Origin of the sequence: Streptomyces sp. 6N223, from assembly GCF_052246635.1 — a bacterium.
Taxonomy (GTDB): domain Bacteria; phylum Actinomycetota; class Actinomycetes; order Streptomycetales; family Streptomycetaceae; genus Streptomyces.
Genome location: NZ_JBQQCA010000041.1, coordinates 40401 through 63135 on the forward strand (window position 1 = coordinate 40401; position 22735 = coordinate 63135).

The window sequence follows — 22735 nt, forward strand, 5'->3', positions numbered from 1 at the left end:
GGATTTCTCCAACGCCGCAGGTCACGCCCCCGGAACTCCCGGCAAGGGCCTCTGGGTTACATCGGATGTCTCGTTGCTTTGCCGACGAGTACCGGTCCTGTCGGTGTTCTTGACGGAGATGCGGCGTCCGGGAAAGCTCGCACGGATCCATCCGATAAGAACAATCCCGAAGAACAGAATGAAAGAGAATCAAACACCCTGCGCAGCGGGTGGGGCAAGTAGGCCTCCGGTCTCCACCTCGGAGCGGCCAAGGATCAGATCGTCGGCCTGACCGCTACCAGTTGGGCCGCCACGCCGGGTTCGCCCTGCAACCGCACGGGCCCGTTCGGAGTCGTGATCACGTGGCTGGGAAAGGAGTGGACGGGGCGATGCTCGGGCTTATAGCTTGCAGTGGACCGTGACACCGCCCGAGGAGGTGAGACCCATGAACGCTGTATCGATGTGGGTGCTCCCCCTTCCCGTCACGGCCGGGCGATTGACGTAGGTGTCGCCGGGAGCGCCTCGCCACCAAGGCACTCCCGAAAGGCAACACCTGTGCACTCTCCGCAGTTCACCGCCGAGCCGTCGTCGAGCGATACGGTCGAGCGAGACTTCACCGTGGGCGACGCCCCCGGACTCCGGTCCTCGGCCTCCGGCGCCGATCGCGCGCCCCTCATGTTCGACGTGATCATTGCCGGATGCGGGCCGACTGGCGCGATGCTGGCCGCCGAACTGCGGCTGCACGATGTGCGGGTGCTCGTTCTGGAGAAGGAAACCGAGCCCGTGTCGTTCGCCCGCATAGTCGGTCTGCATATTCGCAGTATCGAGCTGATGGCAATGCGCGGACTGCTGGATCGCATTCTCGAACGCGGAAGACGGCGTCCGGCCGGCGGTTTCTTCGCCGCCATCCCCAAACCCGCGCCCAGGGGCCTGGATTCCGCGTACGCCTATCTGCTGGGCATTCCGCAGCCGGTCATCGTTGACCTGCTCGAAGACCATGCGATCGAACTGGGTGCGCAGGTCCGGCGCGGTTGCGCGGTGGCCGGTTTCGAGCAGGACGACGAGGGTGTGACCGTCGAACTTGCCGACGGCGAACAGCTGCGTTCGCGCTATCTCGTCGGCTGTGACGGCAGTCGCAGTACGGTGCGCAAACTGCTCGGCGTCGGCTTCCCCGGCGAGCCCTCGCGGAACGAGACACTGATGGGCGAGATGGAAGTGGGTGTGCCGCAGGAGGAGATCGCCGCCAAGATGGCCGAAGTCCGCGAGACACATCAGCGATTCTGGCTCCGGCCCTTCGGCGAAGGCGTCTACAGCGTCGTAGTCCCCGCCGCGGGAGTCAGCGATCGCGCGGAACCGCCCACCCTCGAGGATTTCAAACAACAGCTGCGCACCATCGCCGGAACCGATTTCGGCGTACACTCCCCGCGCTGGTTGTCCCGCTTCGGGGATGCCACCCGGCTAGCCGAACGTTATCGGGTCGGGCGGGTGCTGCTGGCCGGCGACGCGGCACACATCCATCCACCCACCGGCGGACAGGGCCTCAACCTGGGCGTTCAGGACGCATTCAACCTCGGCTGGAAACTGGCCGCACAGATCCGCGGCTGGGCGCCGGAGACACTGCTGGACACCTACCAGGCCGAACGTCATCCGGTCGCCGAGGACGTGCTGGACAACACCCGCGCCCAGATGGAACTGCTGTCCACCGAACCGGGCCCGCAGGCCGTGCGCAGGCTGCTCACCGAACTGATGGACTTCAACGAGGTGAACCGCCATCTGATCGAGAAGATCACCGCGATCGGCATCCGCTACGACTTCGGCGAAGGCCCCGCCCTGCTCGGCCGTCGCCTGCGCGACATCGACGTGAAACAGGGCCACCTTTACGGTCTGCTGCATCGCGGCCGCGGCCTGCTGCTGGACCGCACCGAACGCCTGACCGTCGGCGGCTGGTCAGACCGGGTCGATTACCTCGCGGATCCCACTGCGGCACTGGATGTTCCGTGCGTCCTGCTACGCCCCGACGGCCACGTCGCCTGGATCGGCGACGATCAGCAGGACCTGGACGACCACCTCTCCCGCTGGTTCGGCAAGCCCGCCAACTCATCCCGCCTGAGCAACCGAAAAGGCCCGTGAGGAGGATGTGAACGGCCAGTATTGACCGACCATCGGAAGGCTGGAGGCAAGCTCGCCTCACGTCCCAAGCCCGACCAGGCGCTCCTCCGTCGCGACGGCCTCGAGGCTGCGGGCACCTGACGCTGGAGGAGCGAGCGGAGTACGACCGCGAGGTCCGGAAGGCCGAAGTCGGGCGCCAAGCCGCGATCGAACGCTTCCTCATGCTGAAGCCCGCCTGCTGGTACTGGCCCGTCCGGCGGACCTCGAGAGCCGGGAGACCGACGCCGGCCCTCTGGACAAACCGCTCGGCGATCTGGGCAACCTGCGACCGAATCGTCAGGCGGGAGACGCCAACGCATGAACACGTCACTAGCGTCATCTGGCGCGGGATGGACTGAAGCATCATCAGCGCAGATCGGCGCTCTCGTTCCACTGACCCGGCCTGGCTGGGTCGAGGCAGGCCAGCACTTGCTCGCCGGCCTCGAGATGGCCGTTCGCGAAGTCAATGCCGCTGGCGGGATCGTCGGAAGGCCACTCGAGCTGGTGGTACGAGACACCGCGGCAGATCCACGGAGGGCCGCGGCGGCCGTAGATGAACTGGCTCGCCTGGGCGTGGCTGCCTTGGCGGGGGAGTATCACAGCGTCTTCGCTCGCGCCGCTGCCGCCAGGGCCGACGCCCTCGGTCTGCCGTTCCGAAGGCGCGGAGGTCCGACTGCCCGGATTTGGCCGAACTTGAGGCTGTCGACCTGTCTACGTGTTCCTTCTCTGAGCCCGACAAGGCAGAGCAGTCGTCGTTCGGAGAAGGCCTGCTCTGCCACAGCTGCAATGTGCGCGAGGCAGCTGCTGCCTCACCACCTGACTCGCGAGCAGCGGCACACGCTGTGGGAGTGCAAGCTGGTCCTGCGGCGGCTCGAGCGTCAGGAGCGCGACCAGCGCCGCACGTAGGGGAACGTTTTTGCGTGGGTCGGCGTCGCGACCCTTCGCGCTCCCGCCGCTGGCCGGGCGGTGTGGGCCTCCCCGCCGGGAGTCGCCTTCCGGCCCCAGGACGCGACGACGCCCCGGACCAGACGGTCCGGGGCTTCTGTCGTAGCGAGGACAGGATTTGAACCTGCGACCTCTGGGTTATGAGCCCAGCGAGCTACCGAGCTGCTCCACCTCGCGATGTGGGAACCACTCTACGGCATCCCGCCCCCGCGCCGCACATGCGCGCCCGTGCCATCCTGCGGCCATGCCCGAACGGGTGTTGGTCACGTCGTGCCCAGGTCGGGCGGGCGGTTGGCGGTGGTGCCCCTGTCGGCTGGTTTCGGGCTCGGGGTGTGGCAGTAGCGGTGTGAGGTAGGCGATGTTCGGACGTGGAGAGGGAGGGGATGCAGATGTATCCTCCTGGCATCTTCAGCCGGTCCGCGTGGGGGCGCCGTCGTGAGCCCAGTCTTGGGACGAAGATCGCGGTCGCCTTGGCGATCCTGGCGGCTGGTGGCGGTTTCATGGCTTTCGGGATCTTCGTGCTCGCCCCGTAGGTGGCCCGGCGCCTGGCCCGGGCCGCGGTCATGGGGTGGGGGTGTCGGTGTCGTCGAGGGCGAGGAGGATGCGGGCGACGGGCGTCGGCCATCCCGTCACCGAAGGACCGCCGTCGGTGTCGAGGCTGGTCGCGGTCGCGGTCGATGGCGTCGCGCTCTTGCGCGCACGCGCTTCAGTGCGGCTTCGGCCCGCTCGGCGCGTCCCCGCTGCTTCTTGGCTTCGTCGGTGGCGTCGGCCTCGCCGGCCCGGAGCGTCTCGGAGTCGATGAACTGCTCGCGGAGCCGGTTCAGCTCGGGCTCGACCTCCGTCATGGGGGTGCGGTGCCGTCCCACGAGGCGCACGCGGGCTCGGTGCCGTGGCAGGGGATCGCGCAGTCGCACAGGGCGTCGGCGATGCGCTCGCGCAGCACGCCGCCCGGCTCAGGTCGCCAGCGCGCCAGGGTCGGAGAGGCGGAGGCGTCCGGGGATACAGCGGGCTCCGCGCAGCCATGCCGGGTCGGCGCCGCGCTGCCCGGTGTCGGCGATGAACTCGTCGAGTTGGTCGGGGATCTCGTCCGAGGTGAGCCGCTGCGTGCGTCCGGCTGCGGCCCGTTTTCGCCCTCGGGCATCCCGACCCGCGCAGGCCCCCACGGGCAGCATGCTTCTCGGGATGCTTGGGCATGTGGCGGCGGAGTCGGTCGTATGCGTCGGCGAGTGCGGTCCCGGCGATAGCTTCGCGGACTCCTGTTGCAGGACGTGGCGCCGGGCGAGAGCACCCTCAGCGGCGGGCGATGATGGCCTGTCCCTCGTCGCCCTGCAGACCGGTACCGTCGGGGTGGTTCTGCTCACCCCATCGGCCGTCCTGCCGCTCGTGTTCGGCGGCGATTTCGCCGAGGACGGCGGGGAGCGGGCCGAGTTCGCGGCCCGTGTAGGCGGCAGCGCGGGGGAGCAGGGCGGCGGGCCGGTTCGACCACTGCACCTCGACGCGGCCCTTGGCGCCCTGCGCCTTGCCGGTCACGGTGCTGCGCTCGGCGCGGTGCCAGCCGCCGTACAACTCGGCGTACAGCGGCGAGTCGTAGCCAGACAGGACGACCGCCGCGCGGCAGGCGTGCAGCGCGGCCTCGAGGTGCCGGTGGTCGTCCTCGCCAGCCATCTCCACGCGGTGGTTGGAGGGCGGCCGGGTGCTGCCGAGAATCTGCGGGTCGACGTACAGCAGGACGTCGACGCCGCGCCCGTACTTGGCCCCGAGGTCGAGCGCGGGCAGGCACTCCAGCGACACCGTGGCGAGGCGCCCGGCAGCGGCAGCAAGCCGTTCTCGGTACGCCCGCATGTAGCCGGGCATCGACGTACTCGACCCGGAGGGGTCTCGTCGGCGGCCTTCTTGGCTGCCGCGTCCCGTTCGGCTCTTCAAGCAGAGCTACATCCTCACGGCAGAGTTGTGACCGTGCTCATCTCCGCCGCCACCATCGTCCGCGACGGCGGTGTCCTCCTGGTGCTCCGTCGGCAGGCAGATGAGTTACGTGGCGGCCGAGGTGACCCCCGACTCCGGCGAGGCGACCGTGGGCGACCAGGAGAAGATCGCCGAAGTCGCGTGAGTCGCGCACGGCGACATCTTCGATCAGGTTCCTGACAGGCCCGCCGAACATCGGTGTGCCCCGCTCCCAACTCGGAGCGGGGCGTCTCGTGGCTTGGCTCACTCAACTGTCAGATTCCGAGCCCGTTGCGCTGTCGTCGCCTTCGTCGTCCTCGCCTTCGTCGTCCCCGCCTTCCTCTGCGATGGTCGGCTGGGCCTCGACACCCGGCTTGCGGTCGATCACGATGACCACCTGTCCCTCGGCTCCGGAGCGTGGGCCGTTGCCTGCGGCTTTCACAACGTCGGCGATCGCGTCGTACAACTCGCTCGCGAGTGCCCAGTCTTCGTTCTCGTCACGCTCGTGGTCGCGTCGGACCTGGTCGAGTGCCGTGAGGGAGGCGATGATTGTGCGGCCAGACAGTCTGACCTCCACGTTCCCGTCACCGACCTGCTTGACGAGGCCGGGTACCCGGAAGTGGCGACCGGCCGCTGAGCGTTCGACGAAGAACGCCCACAGGTCCCGGTGACAGGTGAGTGTGGCGGAGGAGATGCCAGCCGCGGTGCGGAGGAGTTGGCTCTGGCTTGGCTCGTCGGTGCGTGCCGGTTCGCCGGCCGGTGCAGGATCGGCGTCTTCGGTTGGTGGTCCGGGTGGGATCTGCTGGTGGGCAGCTTCGTAGCGGCGGCGTGCTTCTGCGGCTTCAGCTTTCCATTCGGCGATGAGCGCGTGGAGTGCGGCGATGTCGCGCCGGATCTCCCGGGCGTCTGCGGTTGTCTGTACCGAATACCGCAGGGCGTTGATGTCCGAATTCACCGCCTCGATGCGGGTGTTCACAGCGCTGATTCTGGCGTTGATCGACTCCTGGGCGTCGCTGATGGACTTCTGGGTGCTGCTGATGGCGATTGCAAGACGTTCGATGCCCTGACTGATCGCGCTGCTCAGCGCCGTGAGCGTTGAGGTGGTGAGGGTCGTGAGTTGCGTCTCGATGCGGCCAAGTGCTGCCTTGATGTCTCGAGCGCCGAACGCCATGTATCGCCCCCTGCTGCCGTAGCTCAATGACGTAGCCATATCTCCCCGCGTGACCACCGAGTGACGCGCCGGAATCGGACGATGGCACGGGAGGTGGGTGCAGTGGCCACGGAAGCAGTCCAGCCCTCAGCGCCGGGCCGAGGATGAGCGCAACGCCCCACCTGTGAGACAGGTGAGGCTCGTTGTCATGTCCGGATTCGGCCCGTCCTTGTCGGTGGTCGGCGGTACGTTCAGCCCGGGATCGCATCTTCGGGGAGGTTCGATGAGCGGCGTCTGTCCGAACGGCTCAATGCATCAGGTACGGCGGCTGAAGGAGTATTGGCAGGGGCGGTCTCGTCGGGGTCACCGACTTCGGCAACAATCCCGGCAACCTCCGGCCGTCTGGTGGGCGAGGCGGCCCTTCTGATGGCCCCTGGGCGGGTCACGCATGCACACCGGCGTACGCGACGCGACCCATACGAGCGACGGGCCTGGTCCCCGTCCGGTAGGCGTCGCCGAAACCCGTACGGACGGAATCGTCGGGATACTGCGAGTAACCCCTGCATGCCGGGTCTTCCGGAGGGGAGATACAGTGCCATCGTCGCCGGCCACGAGGGCCGGCCGGGAGTGGAGCGGTGTGTCCGGGCAGGATTCGGCGCGTTCTACGCGTCCCCCGAGCATGGTGGACGTCGCCAGGGAAGCGGGCGTGGCGCACGTCACCGTCAGCCGCGTGCTCAACGGTCACCCCTCGGTGCGCCCGCAGACCCGGGAGCGGGTGGTCGCGGCCATCGAGCGCCTGGGGTACCGCCGCAACGACCTGGCGCGGTCGCTGAAGAGCGGGCGGTCGATGGCCATCGGCCTGGTCATCGCGGGGTCCGATCTCTTCGAGCTCCCTCGCACTCTGCGCGGCGTCGAGGGAGCCGCACAGCAGTCCGGCTACTGGGTGAACATGAGCAGCTGGCAGGGGGGCGACGCCGACCAGCTCGCCGCGACGGTGGACCGGTTGATCAGCCAGGCGGCCGAGGGCATCGCGGTCATCGCCGATCGTCCGTTGGTGGCCGGCGCCCTGGAGCGCATGGTCACGCGCGTGCCCATGACGGTGGTCACGTCCGGCGACCTGACGAATCCGGCCATCGGTTCGGTGGAGCTGGACCAGGAGCTCGGCGCCCGGCTCGCCACGCGCCATCTGCTCGAGCTCGGTCATCGGGACATCGTGCACCTGACGGGTCACCTGGCGGTCTTTGACGCCCGCGCGCGCGTGGACGGCTGGCGCGCGGAGATGCGGGAGGCGGGGGTGACGTCGCCGGAGATGCTCGAGGGCGACTTCACGGCCGCGAGCGGCTATCGGCTGGGGCTGGAACTGGCGCGCCGCAGGCGGCGGCCGACGGCCGTCTTCGCCGGGAACGATCAGATGGCGATAGGTGTCCTCGCGGCGTTCGCGGAGGAGGGCGTGGCGGTCCCCGGGGACGTCTCGCTCGTCGGCTTCGACGACATGAAGGGGTCGGAGTACCTGGTCCCCTCCCTGACGACGGTGCGCCAGGACTTCGTCGCGCTCGGCCGCACGTCCATCGAGGTGCTCGTCGGCATGATCGGCGGGGCGCGGCCGCGTCACCACCTCATCGCGCCGACCCTCATCGTCCGGAGATCGGCGGCGCCGCCCCGGTGACGGGCTCGTCCTGGACAGCGCCCGTGCCCGCGCCCGCGTAGGTGACGCCCTCGACGCGGACCCACGGCGTTCCGGCCGGCCCGTGGTGGGCCACGCCGAGGAGGACGCCGACGAAGCTGCCGGCCTCCTCGCTGCTGAGGACCCGCGCGCCGATCGTGGCGTGGGCGTCGAAGGCGCCGCCCGTCACCGTGCCGAAGGCGTAGCGCTGTCCGTCGGAGCGGATGCCGAGCCGCTGCCGGCCCGAGCCCGGGCGGCGGGCGAGGAGGGCGTGCTCCCCGCCGGCCCACAGGACCGTCTCGACCACGATGCCGCCGGAGGAGTGCCGCACCGTGTGGGTGACGAAGTGGTCCTGGCTCTGGAACGCCACCAGCGCGCTGTGCTCCTCCGCCGAGGCCGGGGCGGGGACGGTCGCGGAGAACGCGAAGGCGTGCCGGTCCTGGCGCCGGCCGAGGAACGCGGGGCGACCCCGCGAGGCACGGTCGTCGGGTGAGGGAGCGAGGAAGAGATCGCTGCCGTCCCACCGGTGGCGGACGGGACCCCGTACGCCGACCCAGTCCGCGGTGCCGCCTTCGGTGCCGTCTCCCAGGCCGGCACGGCCACCCAGGCCGGTGACCGCGCCGACACCGGGGGCGAACACCGGTCCTTCCGGCTCCCAGGAGACGGGCACGAGGAAGACCTCGCGGCCGAGGGTGTGGACGCCGTCCACGGGACGGACTCCGAGCACTACCGCCCAGGTGTCCCCGTCCGGGGCGTCGACCAGGTCGGCGTGGCCGACGTTCCTGACCGGCGTGAGCGCGCCGAGGTGGCGGTGGGTGAGGAGCGGGCTTCGCGGGTCGGTCGCGTAGGGCCCGGTGGGTGAGCTCGCCACGGCGGCGGTGACGGAGTGGTGGTGCCCGGTGCCGCCCTCGGCCGCCAGCAGGTGGTAGCGGTTGCCCCGCCGGTACAGGTGGGGGGCCTCGGCCCACGCGCCGGCGAGTGCTCCGTGCCAGAGCACGTGGGTCGGGCCCGTGAGGCGGAGCGCGCGGTGGTCGAACTCGCGCAGGTAGATCTCGCCGGGGCCCGTGGCGTCGGGCGTGAGCGTGTCACGAGTGGCGGTGAACCACGAGCGGCCGTCGTCGTCGAAGAACAGCGACGGGTCGATGCCCTCGGCGCCGAGGTCGACCGGCGCGGACCAGGGGCCGGCCGGGTCGGAGGCGGTCGTGACGAAGGTGCCACGGCCCTGGCGGTCCTCCGCGACCGTGTAGACGACGTAGAAAAGGCCGTCGTGGTGCCGGATGGTGGGCGCCCAGACGCCGTCGGAGACATCGAGGCCGTCGAGGTCGACGTGGGACGGCTCGGCGAGGACGTGCCCGACGCACTCCCACCGCACGAGGTCCCGGCTGCGGTGGACGGGAAGCCCGGGGAAGTACGTGAACGAGGACGTGACGAGGTAGTAGTCCTCTCCGACGCGGCAGATCGACGGATCCGGGTGGCAGCCAGCGATGACGGGGTTGATCTCGGCGGCGGGCACGGCAGCGGGCACAGCGGCTCCCCGGGCTGTCGCCAAGCGAGGGCTTGACGAGTGACAACGTTTCCATGAGCATAGGGCAACCCCAAGCAGGGACAAGCCGGATGGTTTCCCCCGCGTCAAAGGAGATGTGCAATGCCCGCGCCGCCTCGAACTCGTAGACCCATCGGCGCTTCCCGCCTCGCCCGTGCGTTGGCGGCCCTGGCCATCGCGGGGGTCACCACCGCCCTTGCCGGGTGCGGCGGCGGATCGGACGGAGAGGGAGATCCCGTCACGCTGGAGTTCTGGACCTGGAGCCTGAAGGCCGCCGATCCCGCCGCCCAGGCCATCATCGAGCGGTACGAGGAGGAGAACCCGGGCGTCAACATCAAGCTCTCGGAGGTCGGGGGCACCCAGGAGACCTCCTCCAAGCTCCTGGCCGCCGACCGCGCGGACGACACGCCCGACATCGTGCAGGTCGAGTACCGGGGCCTGCCCTCGCTCGTGGTGTCCGGAGCCGTCCGCGACATCACCGACGACGTGGCCGGATCGAAGAACGGCATCGATGAGAACATCTGGGCGCTCAGCAGCCTCGACGGCCGCGTCTACGGCGTGCCGGAGGACATCGGGCCCATGATGCTCACCTACCGGAAGGACCTCTTCGAGCAGTACGGGGTCGAGGTGCCCACGACCTGGGAGGAGTACGCGCAGGCCGCCGAGACCATCCACGAGCAGGACCCCGACGTCTACATCACCAGCTTCTCGGCCACCGGGCTGGAGATCTTCGCCGCGCAGGCCGCCCAGGCCGGCTCCCAGTGGTGGAGCACCGACGGCGAGGCGTGGCAGGTTGGCATCGCGGACGAGGCGTCCCTGGAGACGGCGGACTACTGGCAGGACCTCGTCGAGCGCGACCTCGTCTCCGTCGAGCCGCTGCTGACGCCCGAGTGGAACGCCAAGGTCAACGACGGCAGGATCCTCAGCTGGCCGGCCGCCGCCTGGGCGCCCAGCGTCATCTACTCCGTGGCCCCCGACACGGCCGGGAAGTGGGAGTCCGCGCCGCTGCCGCAGTGGACGCCCGGCGATCCGTCCGTGCCGTTCCTCGGCGGGTCCACCTTCCTGGTTCCCGAGAAGTCGGACAACGCCGAGGAGGCCGCCGCGTTCGCCGCCTGGCTCGGCGCCTCGGACGAGGGATCCAAGCTGCTCCTCGACCTCGACATCTACCCCGCGGGCAACGGGGGACGTGAGGCGACGCTCGCCAGCGATCCGCCGCGTCTGATGCCGGAGCAGAGGAACTTCTACGAGATCGCCGACCAGGTCATCGAGGACACGACGATCCCGGTGACGTGGGGTCCGAACGTCAACGTGGCGCAGAGCGCGTTCGGGGACGCGCTCAACCAGGCGGCGCTCGACGGCACCTCCTTCCGCGACGTCTATATCGACACGCAGGAGGCTGTGATCGAGGACCTGGAGAAGTCCGGATACACGGTGAGGCGATGACCCTCGGTCAGAGCAGCCTGGGGGAGGGTGGCGCCGCCCTCCCCCCAGGTGATCCCACCGCGGTCGGCGCCCGGCGGGGCCCGGCGCGGCCCCGCCGCCGCGGCCGGGTCCGGCGGGGCCTCGTCCCGTGGCTGTTCGTCGCCCCGGCGATGGCCTTCTTCGTCGCGTTCCTCCTGGTGCCGATCGGCTACGCGCTCTACCTGAGCTTCCGGGGCCTGCGGGTCGAGGGCGGCGGGGCGTACGGCCGCCGGGTGGAGGGATTCATCGGGCTCGACAACTACGAAAGCGTGCTGACCGACCCGGAGTTCGCGGCCGGTCTCGGCCGGCTCCTCGTCTACGGCCTCATCGCGGTGCCGAGCGTGCTGGGCCTCGCGCTGCTCTTCGCCCTGCTGCTCGACACCCCCCGGGTCCGCTTCGCCAGTTTCACCCGGACCGCGATCTTCCTGCCGTACGCGGTGCCCGGCGTGATCGCGAGCCTGCTGTGGGGCTTCCTCTACCTGCCGAGCACCAGCCCGATCAGTGACCTCGCACGGTCGCTGGGCCACGGCCCGCTCGACATGCTGTCCTACCCGACCCTCTACTTCGCCCTGGCCAACATCGCCCTGTGGTCGGGAGTCGGTTTCAACATGATCATCATCTACACCTCGCTGCGGTCGATTCCCTCGGAGATATACGAGGCCGCGCGGATCGACGGCGCCGGGGAATGGACGATCGCCTGGCGTATCAAGGTGCCTCTCGTGGCCCCGGCTCTCGTTCTGACGGGCCTGTTCTCGATCATCGGGACCATTCAGCTGTACAGCGAGCCCACGACGCTGCGGCCGCTCTCGACGACCATCTCCTCGACGTGGGTGCCGCTGATGAAGATCTACCAGGAGGCGTTCATGAACGACAACCTGGGTGGAGCCGCAGCCGCGTCGGTCGTCCTGGCCGTCGGTACGCTCCTCGTCTCGCTCGTCATCCTTCGCTTCTTCCAGAGGCGCACGTTCGGCGGCGCCTCATGAGCGGCGGCGTCACGCGAAGGCAACCGCGGCCGCGCGTGGCTCCGGTGGCGACCCTGGTGCTCCTGGTCGGCGCGATCTACTGCCTCGTGCCGGTGGTGTGGGTGCTGGTCGCGTCCTCGAAGTCGCCGCGTGAGCTCTTCACGAGCTTCTCGTTCGCCCCGGGCACGGGCCTGTGGGACAACCTCGCCGACATCAGCACCTACGGCGACGGGCAGTTCTGGCGCTGGGGCCTCAACAGCGTGATCTACGCCGGGGTCGGCGCCCTGGCGTCCACCCTGCTCTCCGCGATGGCGGGCTACGCCCTGGCGAAATTCGTCTTCCGCGGCCGCGAGGTCCTCTTCGGCTTCATCCTCGCCGGCGTCCTCGTTCCCGGGATCGTCCTGGCCATCCCGCAGTACCTGCTGCTCGCCAAGGTGGGGCTCGCGGGCACGTACTGGTCGGTGCTCCTGCCGTCCGTCATCAACCCCTTCGGGATCTTCCTCTGCCGGGTCTTCGCGCAGACGGCGGTGCCGACCGAGAGCCTCGAAGCGGCACGCGTCGATGGCTGCGGGGAGATGAGGATCTTCGCGACGATCGTGCTCCCGATGATGACGCAGGGCCTCGTCACCGTGTTCCTGCTGCAGTTCGTCGGGATCTGGAACAACTTCCTGCTCCCGTTCATCATGCTGTCCGACCAGGACAAGTACCCGATGACGCTCGGCCTGTACTCCTTCATCGCGAAGGGGGCGGGGGACACCGACCTCTACCCGCTCATCATCGTCGGCTCGGCCATCTCCATCCTCCCCCTGATCGCCCTGCTCCTGGTGTTGCAGCGGTTCTGGCGGGCGGACCTCCTCGCCGGAGGGCTCAAGGGCTGAGGAAACGGATCGGACCCCGGAGGAGCGGGAACCGCCACGGGCGGTTCCCGCTCCTCACACATGCCGGGAACGTCGTGGCGGCGGGGTCGAGGCCCTGGTAGAGGAACTGGGGGTTGCGGGGGTCGATGGTGAGGGTCTGGTCGTAGCCGTCGCGGATCATCTCGCCGTGGCCGAAGTCCTGGGTCCTGCCGGCGGCGCAGCAGCAGGCGCTGGCCGCCGTCGGCGTGCGCTGGGGCGGGGAGAGGCGGGGTGGGGCTCGGGAGCTCAGGCCGCCTGGCGGACCAGCGGACGCGCGACGGGTGGGTCGGAGAACGGCTGGAGGCGCCAGTCCAGGCCCTCCGGCAGCGTGAGGCGGGCGGCCGACTCCCCGCGCCGGGGCTCGGCCGGGACCGGCGCGGTCCCCGCGCCGCCCGCCACGTTCCGCCCCGAGCCGGGGCAGACGGTCAGGCCGAACGGGTTCCACCGCGTCGGGCACAGCGCGTGCTCCGGCAGGGCCTCCGCCTCGGCGGAGAGCGCGATCGGCTGTCGGCAGTCGGGGCAGGCGACCCGCGTGAGGTCCCCCTCCGCCTCGGCGTCCCCCTCGGTCCCGGCCTCCGGGTCGAGTGCCGGATCCACATCCTCCGCGTCGAGGAGCCCGGCGGGCCCGGCGTGCGGGTCTTGCTTCGTGGTGCGCATTGACATCCCCCTCGGATGGCGCTGGCCCTTGGCCACAGCAGCAGCATTTCCCGGCAGCTCCGCGGGATAATCGCGGCGGCCAACCGCACGCCGACGTGCGGTTGTGGCGTTGGTCACAGAACGGTTGCGTTCGTCCGCTCCGCCCTCCTCTCACACGCGCCGTGGTACGCCCCGCGCGCGGCCCGGCCTCCGTACCGGGTAGGTTACGGCCCGTGGAGGAACTGGATCGGCGGATCGTGGAGTTGCTCGTCAGGGACGGGCGGATGAGTTACACCGACCTGGGCAAGGCCACCGGGCTGTCCACCTCGGCGGTGCACCAACGGGTGCGGCGGCTGGAGCAGCGCGGCGTCATCCGGGGCTACGCCGCCATCGTCGACACCGACGCCATCGGACTGCCGCTGACGGCGTTCATCTCGGTCAAGCCCTTCGACCCCAGCGCCCCCGACGACATCGCGGACCGGCTGGCGGACGTCCCCGAGATCGAGGCGTGCCACTCCGTGGCGGGCGACGAGAACTACATCCTCAAGATCCGCGTCGCCACCCCGGCCGAGCTGGAGCTCCTGCTCGCCCGCATCCGCACCCTCGCGGGCGTCTCCACCCGCACCACCGTCGTGCTCTCCACCCCCTACGAGGCCCGCCCGCCGCGCATCTGAACGCGTCTGACCCGCGTCTGACGGCATCTGGCCGGTGCCCGGCCGCGTCCGACCGCGCGAGCGGAGCGGGGGAGACTGGCAGCCATGACCGACAGCACCGCGCCCCGCACCGTCCTGCTGCGCCGTGGCCGCGTCCACAGCGCCGCCGACCCCTTCGCCACGGCCATGGCCGTCCAGGGGGACCGCATCGCGTGGGTGGGCTCGGAGACGGCCGCCGACGCCTTCGCCGGGGCGGCCGACGAGATCGTCGACCTCGACGGCGCCCTCGTCACCCCGGCGTTCACCGACGCGCACGTGCACACGACGGCCACCGGCCTCAGCCTGAGCGGCCTCGACCTCGCCGGCGCCGCCTCGCTGCCCGAGGCGCTGGCGCGGATCCGGGCCCACGCCCGCGCCCGCCCCGCCGACCGCGTGCTCATCGGGCACGGCTGGGACGCCACCGCGTGGCGCGAGCGGCGCCCGCCGAGCCGCGCCGATCTTGACCGGGCCGCCGAGGGACGCCCGCTGTACCTCAGCCGCGTCGACGCCCACTCCGCGCTGGCCACGACCGCCCTGCTCGACCTGGTCCCGGGCGTGCGGGAGCTGCCGGGCCACCACCCGGACGGCCCTCTCACCGGCGACGCCCACCACGCGGTGCGGCGCGCCGCCGACGCCGCCCTCGGCCCCGCCGAGCGTGCCGGGGCCCAGCGCGCCGCCCTGCGCCGCGCCGCCGCGCTCGGCATCGGCTCCGTCCACGAGTGCGCCGGGCCCGAGATCTCCAGCGAGGACGACCTCGCCGGGCTGCTGGCCCTCGCCGCCGCCGAACCCGGCCCCCGGGTCACCGCCTACTGGGGCGAACTCGTCACGAACGCGAAGGAAGCCGAGCGGATCCGCGAGCTCGGCGCCGCAGGGGCGGGAGGCGACCTGTTCGCCGACGGGTCCCTCGGCTCGCACACCGCCCACCTGCGCGCCCCCTACGCCGACGCCGCCGACGCCGCGCACACCGGTGCGGCGTACCTGACCGCCGAGGAGATCGCCGCCCACGTCACCGCCTGCACCGAGGCCGGGCTGCAGGCCGGCTTCCACGCCATCGGCGACGCCGCCGTCGACGCCGTCGTCGCGGGCGTGCGCGCCGCCGCGGACCGGCTGGGCGCCGACCGGGTCCGCGCGCTGCGGCACCGCGTCGAGCATGCCGAGATGACCGGCGAGGACGCCGTCGCCGCCTTCGCCGAGTTCGCCCTCACCGCCTCCGTGCAGCCCGCCTTCGACGCCGCGTGGGGCGGCGAGGACGGCATGTACGCCCGGCGGCTGGGCCCGGACAGGGCCCGCGCCCTCAACCCGTTCGCCGCGCTGCTGCGCGCCGGCGTTCCGCTCGCCCTCGGCTCCGACGCCCCCGTCACCCCGCTCGATCCGTGGGGCGGGGTGCGCGCCGCCGCCTTCCACCGCACCCCCGGGCACCGCGTACCGGTGCGGGCCGCCTTCACCGCGCACACCCGCGGCGGCTGGCGCGCCATCGGCCGCGACGACGGCGGCGTGCTGGCCCCCGGCTTCGTCGCCGACTACGCCGTGTGGCAGGCGGGCGAGCTCGTCGTGCAGGCCCCCGACGAGCGGATCTCCCGCTGGTCCACCGACCCCCGCTCCCGCACGCCGGGCCTGCCCGCCCTGGACCCGGGAGCAGAGCCGCCCGTCTGCCTGCGCACGGTGGTCGCCGGCCGCACCGTCTTCGATCTCACGTCGTCGACCTGACGGGTGAGCGGCTGAACGAGTGATCCAGCGTTACGCCATACCGCCGAACGACGTGCCCTGCGCCTGTCGGGCCGCGGCGGGCGTTCCGCACTGACCTGCTTCTTTGGCGAGAAGCAGCAGGTCAGAGAGCTGTTGACAGGCGGCGGTCGTCGACCGGTAGGTTCGGCCGGGTCCACCACGGGACGTCCGGCCGACGCTCCTTTCGCGCAGTCATGTCGAACGCTGCTGGGCCAGAGGGCGAGGTGCCAGGACCGGCACAGCGCCACCCGTGAGCCAGGTCCAGCGCCTGCGGCACGGGGGCGGAGGGTTTCGTCTGGTCGGCTGGTGCGACCCGGGCGGGGCCCGGAGCTCAGTAGACAACGGCTTTCGGCAGACCCGCAGCCAGCGGGTCCCAGGTCGGCCCGAAGAGCGCCGGGCCCCGGTCCGCAGCGGTCGCCGGGCGCGGTCTCGCACCTCGATCCCGAGCCGGGCGCCGCCCGGCATCCCGCCGCACCCCCTGGCCAAGGTACGGTCGTTCATCATCGCCCGCTTCGCAGGAAGGCCACCACCGTGCCAACGGGCCCTGAGACGACCACCGCCGGCGACGCCGCGCCCGACGCCGTGCCTGACGCGCCCGCCGCGCCCGCGTCACAGGCCGCCGAGCCCGGGCCCGCCGCGACCGAGCCCGCACCCGGCCCCGCCGCCGCCGAGCCGGCCGCCGCCGCCCCGCCCGCGCGCCGCCCGGGACGGCTGCGCCGGCTGGCCGCCCTCGCCCGCCTGCACTGGCGCGCCAGCGCCGTGGCCCTCGCCGCCGGGCTCGCCCTCGCCCTCGCCTTCCCGCCGTACGACGCCTGGCCGCTGTCGATCCTCGCCGTGGCCGTGCTCTCCGTGCTCGCCCACGGCCGGACCGCGCGCCAGGGCGCCTGGCTGGGCTTCGCCCTGGGCATGCCGTTCTTCCTCGTCCTGCTGAAGTGGCTCCACGTCATCGGCTGGGACGCGGTCGTCGGGCTCTCCCTCGCCGAGGCCCTGTTCTTCGTGCCGCTCGGCGCCGGGCTCGCCGCCACCTCTCGCCTGCCCGCCTGGCCGCTGTGGGCCGCCTGCCTGTGGGTCGCCGAGGAGTGGGCCCGCGACCGCGTGCCGTTCGGCGGCTTCCCGTGGGGGCGCCTGGCGTTCGCCAACGCCAGCACCCCCTTCACGCCGCTGGCCGCGCTGGGCGGCGCGCCCCTGGTCACCTTCGGTGTCGCGCTGACCGGGGCCCTGCTGGCCTGGGCGGCCCTGGAGCTGTGGCGGACGCGGGGCACACTCCGCGCGGCCCGCACGCTCCGCGCCGCCCTCCCGGCGGCGGGCGCGCTCGCGCTGGCGGCCGCCACCGCCGTGGCCGGATACGCCGTCCCCGTGCCGACCGACGCCGACGACACCGTGAACATCGCCGTGGTGCAGGGCAACGTGCAGCGGGCCGGCATGGACTTCCTCGGCCGCCCCATGCAGATCCTCAACAACCACGTCGAGGCCACGCTCGACCTCGCCGACGACATCGACGCCGGCCGCGTCGAGCCCCCGGAGCTGGTGCTGTGGCCGGAGAACGCCTCCGACCTCGACCCCTACCGCGAGCCCGAGGCGCGCGCCGCGATCGACCGGGCGGCCGACGCCGTCGGCGTCCCCATCCTCGTCGGCGCCCTCGTCGACCACCCCTCCAAGGAGGGCTACGTCCTCAACCAGGGCATCGTCTGGGACCCGGAGACCGGGCCCGGCGACGCCTACACCAAGCAGCACCCCGTGCCGTTCGGCGAGTACGTGCCCTTCCGCGAGCAGCTGAGCACCGTCATCAGCCGGCTGGACCGCGTCCCCCGCGACTTCTACCCCGGCGACGAGCCCGGCGTCCTCGACGTCGGACCGGCCCGCCTCGGCGACGTCATCTGCTTCGAGGTCGCCTACGACGGCATCGTGCGGGACACCGTGAACGCCGGCGCCCGAGCCCTGGTCATCCAGACCAACAACGCCACCTACGGCCGCACCGGCCAGCCCGAGCAGCAGCTGGCCATGTCCCAGCTCCGTGCCGTCGAGCACGGCCGGGCGATCGTCACGGTGGCGACCAGCGGCATCAGCGCTATCGTCGCTCCTGACGGCACCATCGAGCAGCGGACCGAGGAGTTCACCCAGGACGTGCTGACCGCCGAGCTGCCGCTGCGCGAGGACATCACCCTCGCCGACCGGGCCGGGGCCGCCCCGGAGTGGGCGCTGGTCGGCCTCGGCCTGCTGGCCTGGGCCTTCGTGGGCGTGCGCGCCCGCCGCCGCCGGGAGCGGGCATGAGCGGGGGCGAAGGCGAGCGCGAACGCCGCCGGAACGCGCCGCTCGGACGGGTCCTGATCATCATCCCGACCTACAACGAGGCCGAGAACCTGCCGCCGCTCGTCGACCGCCTGCGCGCCGGCGTCCCCGACTGCGACATCCTCGTCGCCGACGACAACAGCCCCGACGGCACCGGCAAGATCGCCGACGAGATGGCCTGCCATGACGAGCGGGTCCACGTGCTCCACCGCCCGGGCAAGGAGGGGCTGGGCGCGGCGTACCTGGCGGGCTTCCGCTGGGGTCTCCAGCGGGGCTACGGCGTCCTGGTGGAGATGGACGGCGACGGCTCCCACCAGCCCGAGGAGCTGCCCCGGCTGCTGACCGCGCTGCGCGGCGCCGACCTCGTGCTCGGCTCCCGCTGGGTCCCCGGCGGCCGGATCGTGAACTGGCCGAAGTACCGGGAGGTGCTCTCGCGCGGCGGCAGCGGCTACGCCCGGCTGCTGCTCGGCCTGCCCATCCGGGACGTGACCGGGGGCTTCAGGGCCTTCCGCGGCCACGTGCTGGACGCCCGGCTGCTCAAGGACGTCGCCTCCCAGGGCTACTGCTTCCAGGTGGACCTCGCCCACCGCGCCGTCCGGGCCGGGCACCGCGTGGTGGAGGTGCCCATCACCTTCGTCGAGCGGCGGCACGGCGACAGCAAGATGAGCCGCGACATCGTGATCGAGGCGCTGTGGCGGGTCACGGCCTGGGGCATCGCCGCCCGGTTCGGGAAGCTGACGTCGGCCAGGCACACTTGAACCATGACCACCGGGAGCCCCGACTCGTATCGGACCCACAGGCGGCCGGGAGACGGCCGCCGTGCCCCGCGCCGCCGCGGGCCCAGGGCGCTGCTGCCCCTGGGCATCGCCGCCTGGGTGGTGCTGGAGATCTGGCTGCTGGCGCTGCTGGGCGACGCCGCCGGGGGCCTGACCGTCTTCCTCGTGCTCGTCGCCGGGGTGGTGCTGGGCGCCGCGGTGATACGCCGGGCAGGCCGCCGCGCGTGGCGGCGGCTGGCCGCCAGCCTGCAGCCCGGGGCCGCCGAGAGGGAGCCTGAGCCGCGCGGCGGGAGTGGGCTGACCATGCTCGGCGGCCTGCTGCTGATGGTGCCGGGGCTCGCCTCGGACGCGCTGGGGCTGCTGTGCGTCTTCCCGCCGACGGCGGCGCTGCTGCGGCGCGCCGGGGCGCGGTACCTGAGCGAGGCGAGCGGGCCGCTGGGCGTCGCCTTCCGGGAGGCGCGGCAGGCCGAGGAGCAGCGGCGCGTCCACCGCACCGACGGGAAGGTAGTCCAGGGCGAGGTCGTCCGCGACGAGGACCGGGACCAGGACCGGGAGGACCGGGACGAGGACCGGCCGGGCGGGCAGGCGTAGCGGAACGGGCGTAGCGGAACGGGCGTCACGCCCCGTCACGCGGCGTGAGGGCGCGCGGGCATGCGGAAGGGGCCCGGCCACCTGGTGGTGGCCTGGCCCCTTTCCTCCGTTTCGTCTGCGTCCCGGCGCCGTGTGCGCGCCGCGCGGGCGCGCGTCAGGCGGACTTGCGGCTGTCGCGCGGGTGGACCGCGATGTTCATGGCACCCGAACGCAGCACCGCCAGCCGCTCCGCGAGGACCTCCTCGAGCTCCTCGCGCGTGCGGCGCTCCATGAGCATGTCCCAGTGCGTGCGCGCGGGCTTGGCCTTCTTCTCCTCGGGACCCTCGCCGTCCACCAGCAGCGCCTGGGCGCCGCAGACCTTGCACTCCCACTCCGGCGGGATCTCGGCCTCCACCGAGAACGGCATCTCGAACCGGTGCCCGTTCTGGCAGGCGTACTCCACCGCCTGACGCGGCGCCAGGTCGATGCCTCGGTCCGTCTCGTAGCTGGTCACCACGAGCCGCGTGCCGCGCAGAGCTCGCTCACTCATGAATCGTGCCTCCCGGGCTGGTCGCCCACAGGACAGGTGTCGCTGTCGTCATCGCTTGAGTCAACGTCCGGTCGGCGGTGAAGATTCCCGCAGGGGTCATGCGTCGCCCGTCGTACCGCCCTTCTTGTACCCGCCGGCGCCCGGTTTGTCACATCTGGCAGGAGATGTCACCCAGCGTTCGCACAGGATGACCACGCCGCCGTGGCCCATCCGGCGGGGCCGAAGGGGTAGGTTACCGGTTCACGGCCCGTGGCCGAAATCCGGCCCGCCATCCGGTTCGGCCGTCGCGCCGGGGCGCGACACGCCGTCACCGGCCGCCACCACGGAGTGTGCGCCACCGGGGGCCGGGATGGCGAACACCCGCAGGAAGACCTGGGCCAGCGGCCCGATGGCGAGCGCGTAGACCACGGTCCCCACCCCGACCGTGCCGCCCAGCAGGAACCCGGCCGCCAGCACCATCAGCTCGATACCGGTGCGCACCCGCCGCACCGAGCGGCCCGTGACCCGGTGGAACGCCGTCATCAGGCCGTCGCGCGGCCCCGGGCCGAACCGGGCGGAGATGTACAGGCCCGTCGCCACGCCGTTCAGCACGACGGCGAGCGCCAGCAGCGGGACCTGGGCCGGCAGCCCGTGCGCCGCCGGGACCACGGAGAGGGTGGCGTCCATCGAGGTCCCGATCAGCAGCACGTTCGAGACCGTGCCCAGGCCCGGTCGCTCCCGCAGCGGTATCCACAGCAGGAGCACCAGCGCCCCCGTGATGTTCACCACCATCCCGATCGAGATCCCGGTCCGTTCCGAGACGCCCTGGTGGAACACGTCCCAGGGGTCGAGCCCGAGCCCGGCGCGCACCATCAGCGCGGCGCTCGCCCCGTACAGCAACAGCCCGCCGTACAGCTGGGCGAGGCGGCGCGGCAGCCGCCTGCCGCCCGCTGGCCGTTCGGTCGCCTCCATCGCGTCTCCCTCCGAAACGGGTGGCCCGGGTGGACCGGCACGTGGCACTCTGTGGCCTGCAACGGGGGTCAGGCCATGGCCAATCGCGCAAAGGTGGACCGATCTCATGCCCGAGTGGACCTCGATGGTGGGTGCCGCGCAGCTCGCGCGGCTGCTCGCCTCCCAGGACGGCGTCCGGCAGGCGGCGGGCCGGCGCGTCCCGGCGTACCGGGCGCTGGCCGACGGCATCCGGCTGCTGGTGCTGGAGGGCCGCGTCGCGGTCGCCGCCCGGCTGCCCGCCGAACGCGAGCTGGCCGCCGCCCTGCGCGTCAGCCGCACCACCGTGGCCGCCGCCTTCGAGGCGCTGCGCGCCGAGGGCTTCCTCGCCTCCCGGCGCGGCTCCGGGAGCTGGACCGCCGTGCCCGCCGGGCGACCGCTGCCCGGACGCGGCCTGGAGCCGCTGCCGCCCGAGGCCGCCGGCTCCATGATCGACCTCGGCTGTGCCGCCCTGCCCGCGCCCGAGCCGTGGCTCACCCGCGCCCTCACCGGCGCCATGGCCGAACTGCCGCCCGCAGCCCGCACCCACGGCGACTTCCCGGCCGGGCTGCCGTCCCTGCGCCAGGCGCTGGCCGACCGCTACACCGCGCGCGGCGTCCCCACCATGCCGGAGCAGATCATGGTCACCACCGGGGCCATGGGCGCGGTCGCCGCCATCCGCCGCCTCTTCGCCTCCAGCGGCGAGCGCGTCGCGGTCGAGCACCCCTCCTACGCCAACGTGCTGCAGCTCATGCGCGAGGCCGGCGCCCGCCTCGTCCCGGTGCCGATGGGGGAGGGCCTGTCCGGCTGGGACATGCCCGCCTGGCGCCGCGTGCTCGCCGCCGCCTCCCCGCGCATGGCGTACGTCGTGGCCGACTTCCACAACCCCACCGGCGCGCTGATCCCCGACAGCCAGCGCGGCGAGCTGGTCGCCGCCGCCCGCGCCGCGGGCACCGTGCTGGTGGTGGACGAGACCATGGCCGACCTCACCCTCGACCTCGCGCCGGGGGAGCGGCCGCCCCGGCCGGTGTGCGCATTCGACCACGGCGGGTCGGGCGTGATCACCGTCGGCTCCGCCAGCAAGGCGTTCTGGACCGGGCTGCGCATCGGCTGGGTGCGCGCCGCGCCCGAGGTGATCCGCGCGCTCGTCGCCGCCCGCTCCTACGCCGACATGAGCAGCCCCGTGGTCGAGCAGCTCGCCCTCGCCTGGCTGATGACCGGCGGCGGCTGGCAGGAGGCGGTGGCCCTGCGGCTGGCGGGCGTGCGCGACAACCGCGCCGCCGTCGTCGCCGCGCTGCGCCGCGAGCTGCCCGGCTGGGAGTTCCAGGTGCCCAGCGGGGGCCTGACGCTGTGGGTCCGGGCCGGCGGCCTGTCCGGCTCCCGGATCGCCGACACGGCCGAACGCCTCGGCGTGCGGGTGCCCTCCGGGCCGCGCTTCGGGCTCGACGGCGCGTTCGAGGGCTACCTGCGGGTGCCGTTCATCGTCGGCGGCGAGGTCGCCGACGAGGCAGCGGCACGCCTGGCCACGGCGGCCCGCCTCGTCGCCGAGGGCGGGGGTGTCCTCGACGCCCCGCTCGGCGCGATCGCCTAGCGCCGCGCAGCCCTGGACCCCACCGGGGCCCTCGTGGCGGCCTGCGCCCGGCTTCCGCCGGGGCGGTCACGGCGCCTTCGGCGCTGTCAGCCCTCCGGAGTGCGGGTGCGCGGCGCGTCCGGCCGGCCCGAGGTCTTCGCCCAGGGGCGTCGGGTGGGGCGTCACGTGCGGGCCGTCACCCGACGCCCGGGGTGTGCCCGCCCTCGGGGAGAGGGGGTGGGCGAAGCGGCCGGGGCGAGCCCTCGGCCTGAC

General features: G+C 72.4%; 20 protein-coding genes, 1 tRNA gene and 2 pseudogenes. 12 read left to right on the forward strand and 11 right to left on the reverse strand.

All coding sequences use genetic code 11. From position 1 onward, the window contains the following. Positions 1-534: 534 nt before the first annotated feature. Together rox and ACTWQH_RS23115 are read left to right on the forward strand one after the other, a co-directional pair. On the forward strand, positions 535-2109 hold the full coding sequence (gene rox, locus ACTWQH_RS23110; RefSeq protein ID WP_443288613.1) for a rifampin monooxygenase: 1575 nt from the start codon (positions 535-537) through the stop codon (positions 2107-2109). 336 nt (positions 2110-2445) lie between these two features. Further along, a pseudogene (locus ACTWQH_RS23115) lies at positions 2446-2781 on the forward strand (ABC transporter substrate-binding protein); the annotation flags it as partial. A 394-nt stretch (positions 2782-3175) separates the two neighbouring features. Here ACTWQH_RS23115 and ACTWQH_RS23120 read toward each other — a convergent pair. The 5 genes from ACTWQH_RS23120 to ACTWQH_RS23140 form a co-directional block, all read right to left on the reverse strand. Next, positions 3176-3249: transfer RNA gene (locus tag ACTWQH_RS23120), tRNA-Met, on the reverse strand. Between the two features lie 452 nt (positions 3250-3701). Continuing rightward, positions 3702-3917: a hypothetical protein gene (locus ACTWQH_RS23125; protein WP_443288614.1), complete on the reverse strand. Its 216-nt coding sequence runs from the start codon at positions 3915-3917 to the stop codon at positions 3702-3704. Positions 3918-4025: 108 nt separating this feature from the next. Then, the gene (locus tag ACTWQH_RS23130; protein ID WP_443288615.1) at positions 4026-4244 is read right to left on the reverse strand and encodes a hypothetical protein; all 219 of its coding nucleotides are present in this window, start codon (positions 4242-4244) and stop codon (positions 4026-4028) included. A gap of 118 nt (positions 4245-4362) precedes the next feature. After that, complete coding sequence (locus ACTWQH_RS23135; RefSeq protein WP_443288616.1) at positions 4363-4926, reverse strand: hypothetical protein; 564 nt, start codon at positions 4924-4926, stop codon at positions 4363-4365. Between the two features lie 355 nt (positions 4927-5281). Beyond that, on the reverse strand, positions 5282-6184 hold the full coding sequence (locus tag ACTWQH_RS23140) for a hypothetical protein (RefSeq protein ID WP_443288617.1): 903 nt from the start codon (positions 6182-6184) through the stop codon (positions 5282-5284). 658 nt (positions 6185-6842) lie between these two features. On the opposite strand from ACTWQH_RS23140, the gene ACTWQH_RS23145 reads away from it, so the two are divergent. Further along, entirely contained in the window at positions 6843-7829 is a 987-nt protein-coding gene (locus tag ACTWQH_RS23145; RefSeq protein WP_443288618.1) for a LacI family DNA-binding transcriptional regulator, read from the forward strand. On the opposite strand, the gene ACTWQH_RS23150 is transcribed toward ACTWQH_RS23145, so the two are convergent. Then, positions 7795-9351 (reverse strand): family 43 glycosylhydrolase, encoded by a 1557-nt coding sequence (locus tag ACTWQH_RS23150; protein WP_443288619.1) that lies wholly within the window; start codon positions 9349-9351, stop codon positions 7795-7797. The genes ACTWQH_RS23145 and ACTWQH_RS23150 overlap by 35 nt on opposite strands. 120 nt (positions 9352-9471) lie before the next feature. Between ACTWQH_RS23150 and ACTWQH_RS23155 the strand changes: the two genes are divergently transcribed. Genes ACTWQH_RS23155 through ACTWQH_RS23165 form a run of 3 tightly spaced genes read left to right on the forward strand, consistent with a single transcriptional unit; the run spans position 9472 to position 12670 of the window. Then, the gene (locus ACTWQH_RS23155) at positions 9472-10812 is read left to right on the forward strand and encodes an ABC transporter substrate-binding protein (protein WP_443288620.1); all 1341 of its coding nucleotides are present in this window, start codon (positions 9472-9474) and stop codon (positions 10810-10812) included. Beyond that, complete coding sequence (locus ACTWQH_RS23160) at positions 10809-11813, forward strand: carbohydrate ABC transporter permease (RefSeq protein WP_443288621.1); 1005 nt, start codon at positions 10809-10811, stop codon at positions 11811-11813. The genes ACTWQH_RS23155 and ACTWQH_RS23160 overlap by 4 nt, the downstream gene beginning before the upstream one ends. Then, entirely contained in the window at positions 11810-12670 is an 861-nt protein-coding gene (locus tag ACTWQH_RS23165; protein WP_443288622.1) for a carbohydrate ABC transporter permease, read from the forward strand. Before ACTWQH_RS23160 ends, ACTWQH_RS23165 begins: the two co-directional genes overlap by 4 nt. Here ACTWQH_RS23165 and ACTWQH_RS23170 read toward each other — a convergent pair. Together ACTWQH_RS23170 and ACTWQH_RS23175 are read right to left on the reverse strand one after the other, a co-directional pair. Next, positions 12660-12830: a hypothetical protein gene (locus ACTWQH_RS23170; RefSeq protein ID WP_443288623.1), complete on the reverse strand. Its 171-nt coding sequence runs from the start codon at positions 12828-12830 to the stop codon at positions 12660-12662. The two genes, ACTWQH_RS23165 and ACTWQH_RS23170, sit on opposite strands and share 11 nt — an antisense overlap. 104 nt (positions 12831-12934) lie before the next feature. Then, positions 12935-13345, reverse strand: coding sequence for a hypothetical protein (locus ACTWQH_RS23175; protein ID WP_443288624.1), 411 nt, complete (start codon positions 13343-13345; stop codon positions 12935-12937). 212 nt (positions 13346-13557) lie between these two features. Between ACTWQH_RS23175 and ACTWQH_RS23180 the strand changes: the two genes are divergently transcribed. From ACTWQH_RS23180 to fxsA, 5 genes are all read left to right on the forward strand, one after another. Beyond that, the gene (locus tag ACTWQH_RS23180; protein WP_443288625.1) at positions 13558-13998 is read left to right on the forward strand and encodes an Lrp/AsnC family transcriptional regulator; all 441 of its coding nucleotides are present in this window, start codon (positions 13558-13560) and stop codon (positions 13996-13998) included. A gap of 84 nt (positions 13999-14082) precedes the next feature. After that, positions 14083-15723 carry an amidohydrolase gene (locus tag ACTWQH_RS23185; RefSeq protein ID WP_443288626.1) on the forward strand — a complete coding sequence of 547 codons (1641 nt, stop codon included), beginning with the start codon at positions 14083-14085 and terminating at the stop codon, positions 15721-15723. 549 nt (positions 15724-16272) lie between these two features. Continuing rightward, positions 16273-18012 carry an apolipoprotein N-acyltransferase gene (lnt, locus tag ACTWQH_RS23190; protein WP_443288627.1) on the forward strand — a complete coding sequence of 580 codons (1740 nt, stop codon included), beginning with the start codon at positions 16273-16275 and terminating at the stop codon, positions 18010-18012. Continuing rightward, positions 18009-18788 (forward strand): polyprenol monophosphomannose synthase, encoded by a 780-nt coding sequence (locus tag ACTWQH_RS23195; RefSeq protein WP_443288628.1) that lies wholly within the window; start codon positions 18009-18011, stop codon positions 18786-18788. The genes lnt and ACTWQH_RS23195 overlap by 4 nt, the downstream gene beginning before the upstream one ends. A 3-nt stretch (positions 18789-18791) precedes the next feature. Beyond that, positions 18792-19397, forward strand: a complete 606-nt coding sequence (fxsA, locus tag ACTWQH_RS23200) for an FxsA family membrane protein (protein WP_443288629.1) — start codon at positions 18792-18794, stop codon at positions 19395-19397. Between the two features lie 154 nt (positions 19398-19551). Here the strand turns inward: fxsA and ACTWQH_RS23205 are convergent, their stop codons facing one another. Beyond that, positions 19552-19926, reverse strand: coding sequence for an RNA polymerase-binding protein RbpA (locus tag ACTWQH_RS23205; RefSeq protein ID WP_443288630.1), 375 nt, complete (start codon positions 19924-19926; stop codon positions 19552-19554). A gap of 240 nt (positions 19927-20166) precedes the next feature. Beyond that, the gene (gene yczE, locus ACTWQH_RS23210) at positions 20167-20877 is read right to left on the reverse strand and encodes a membrane protein YczE (RefSeq protein WP_443288631.1); all 711 of its coding nucleotides are present in this window, start codon (positions 20875-20877) and stop codon (positions 20167-20169) included. Positions 20878-20983: 106 nt separating this feature from the next. On the opposite strand from yczE, the gene yczR reads away from it, so the two are divergent. After that, entirely contained in the window at positions 20984-22483 is a 1500-nt protein-coding gene (yczR, locus tag ACTWQH_RS23215; protein ID WP_443288632.1) for a MocR-like transcription factor YczR, read from the forward strand. Positions 22484-22549: 66 nt separating this feature from the next. Here yczR and ACTWQH_RS23220 read toward each other — a convergent pair. Beyond that, positions 22550-22735: pseudogene (locus tag ACTWQH_RS23220) on the reverse strand (hypothetical protein); the annotation flags it as partial.

Coding starts and splice junctions, on each gene's coding strand:
- ACTWQH_RS23125 (WP_443288614.1), bottom strand. CDS start 3,917: ATGACGGAGGTCGAGCCCGAGCTGAACCGGCTCCGCGAGCAGTTCATC.
- ACTWQH_RS23130 (WP_443288615.1), bottom strand. CDS start 4,244: ATGCTGCCCGTGGGGGCCTGCGCGGGTCGGGATGCCCGAGGGCGAAAA.
- ACTWQH_RS23135 (WP_443288616.1), bottom strand. CDS start 4,926: ATGCCCGGCTACATGCGGGCGTACCGAGAACGGCTTGCTGCCGCTGCC.
- ACTWQH_RS23140 (WP_443288617.1), bottom strand. CDS start 6,184: ATGGCGTTCGGCGCTCGAGACATCAAGGCAGCACTTGGCCGCATCGAG.
- ACTWQH_RS23145 (WP_443288618.1), top strand. CDS start 6,843: ATGGTGGACGTCGCCAGGGAAGCGGGCGTGGCGCACGTCACCGTCAGC.
- ACTWQH_RS23155 (WP_443288620.1), top strand. CDS start 9,472: ATGCCCGCGCCGCCTCGAACTCGTAGACCCATCGGCGCTTCCCGCCTC.
- ACTWQH_RS23160 (WP_443288621.1), top strand. CDS start 10,809: ATGACCCTCGGTCAGAGCAGCCTGGGGGAGGGTGGCGCCGCCCTCCCC.
- ACTWQH_RS23165 (WP_443288622.1), top strand. CDS start 11,810: ATGAGCGGCGGCGTCACGCGAAGGCAACCGCGGCCGCGCGTGGCTCCG.
- ACTWQH_RS23170 (WP_443288623.1), bottom strand. CDS start 12,830: ATGATCCGCGACGGCTACGACCAGACCCTCACCATCGACCCCCGCAAC.
- ACTWQH_RS23175 (WP_443288624.1), bottom strand. CDS start 13,345: ATGCGCACCACGAAGCAAGACCCGCACGCCGGGCCCGCCGGGCTCCTC.
- ACTWQH_RS23185 (WP_443288626.1), top strand. CDS start 14,083: ATGACCGACAGCACCGCGCCCCGCACCGTCCTGCTGCGCCGTGGCCGC.
- ACTWQH_RS23195 (WP_443288628.1), top strand. CDS start 18,009: ATGAGCGGGGGCGAAGGCGAGCGCGAACGCCGCCGGAACGCGCCGCTC.
- fxsA (WP_443288629.1), top strand. CDS start 18,792: ATGACCACCGGGAGCCCCGACTCGTATCGGACCCACAGGCGGCCGGGA.
- ACTWQH_RS23205 (WP_443288630.1), bottom strand. CDS start 19,926: ATGAGTGAGCGAGCTCTGCGCGGCACGCGGCTCGTGGTGACCAGCTAC.
- yczE (WP_443288631.1), bottom strand. CDS start 20,877: ATGGAGGCGACCGAACGGCCAGCGGGCGGCAGGCGGCTGCCGCGCCGC.
- yczR (WP_443288632.1), top strand. CDS start 20,984: ATGCCCGAGTGGACCTCGATGGTGGGTGCCGCGCAGCTCGCGCGGCTG.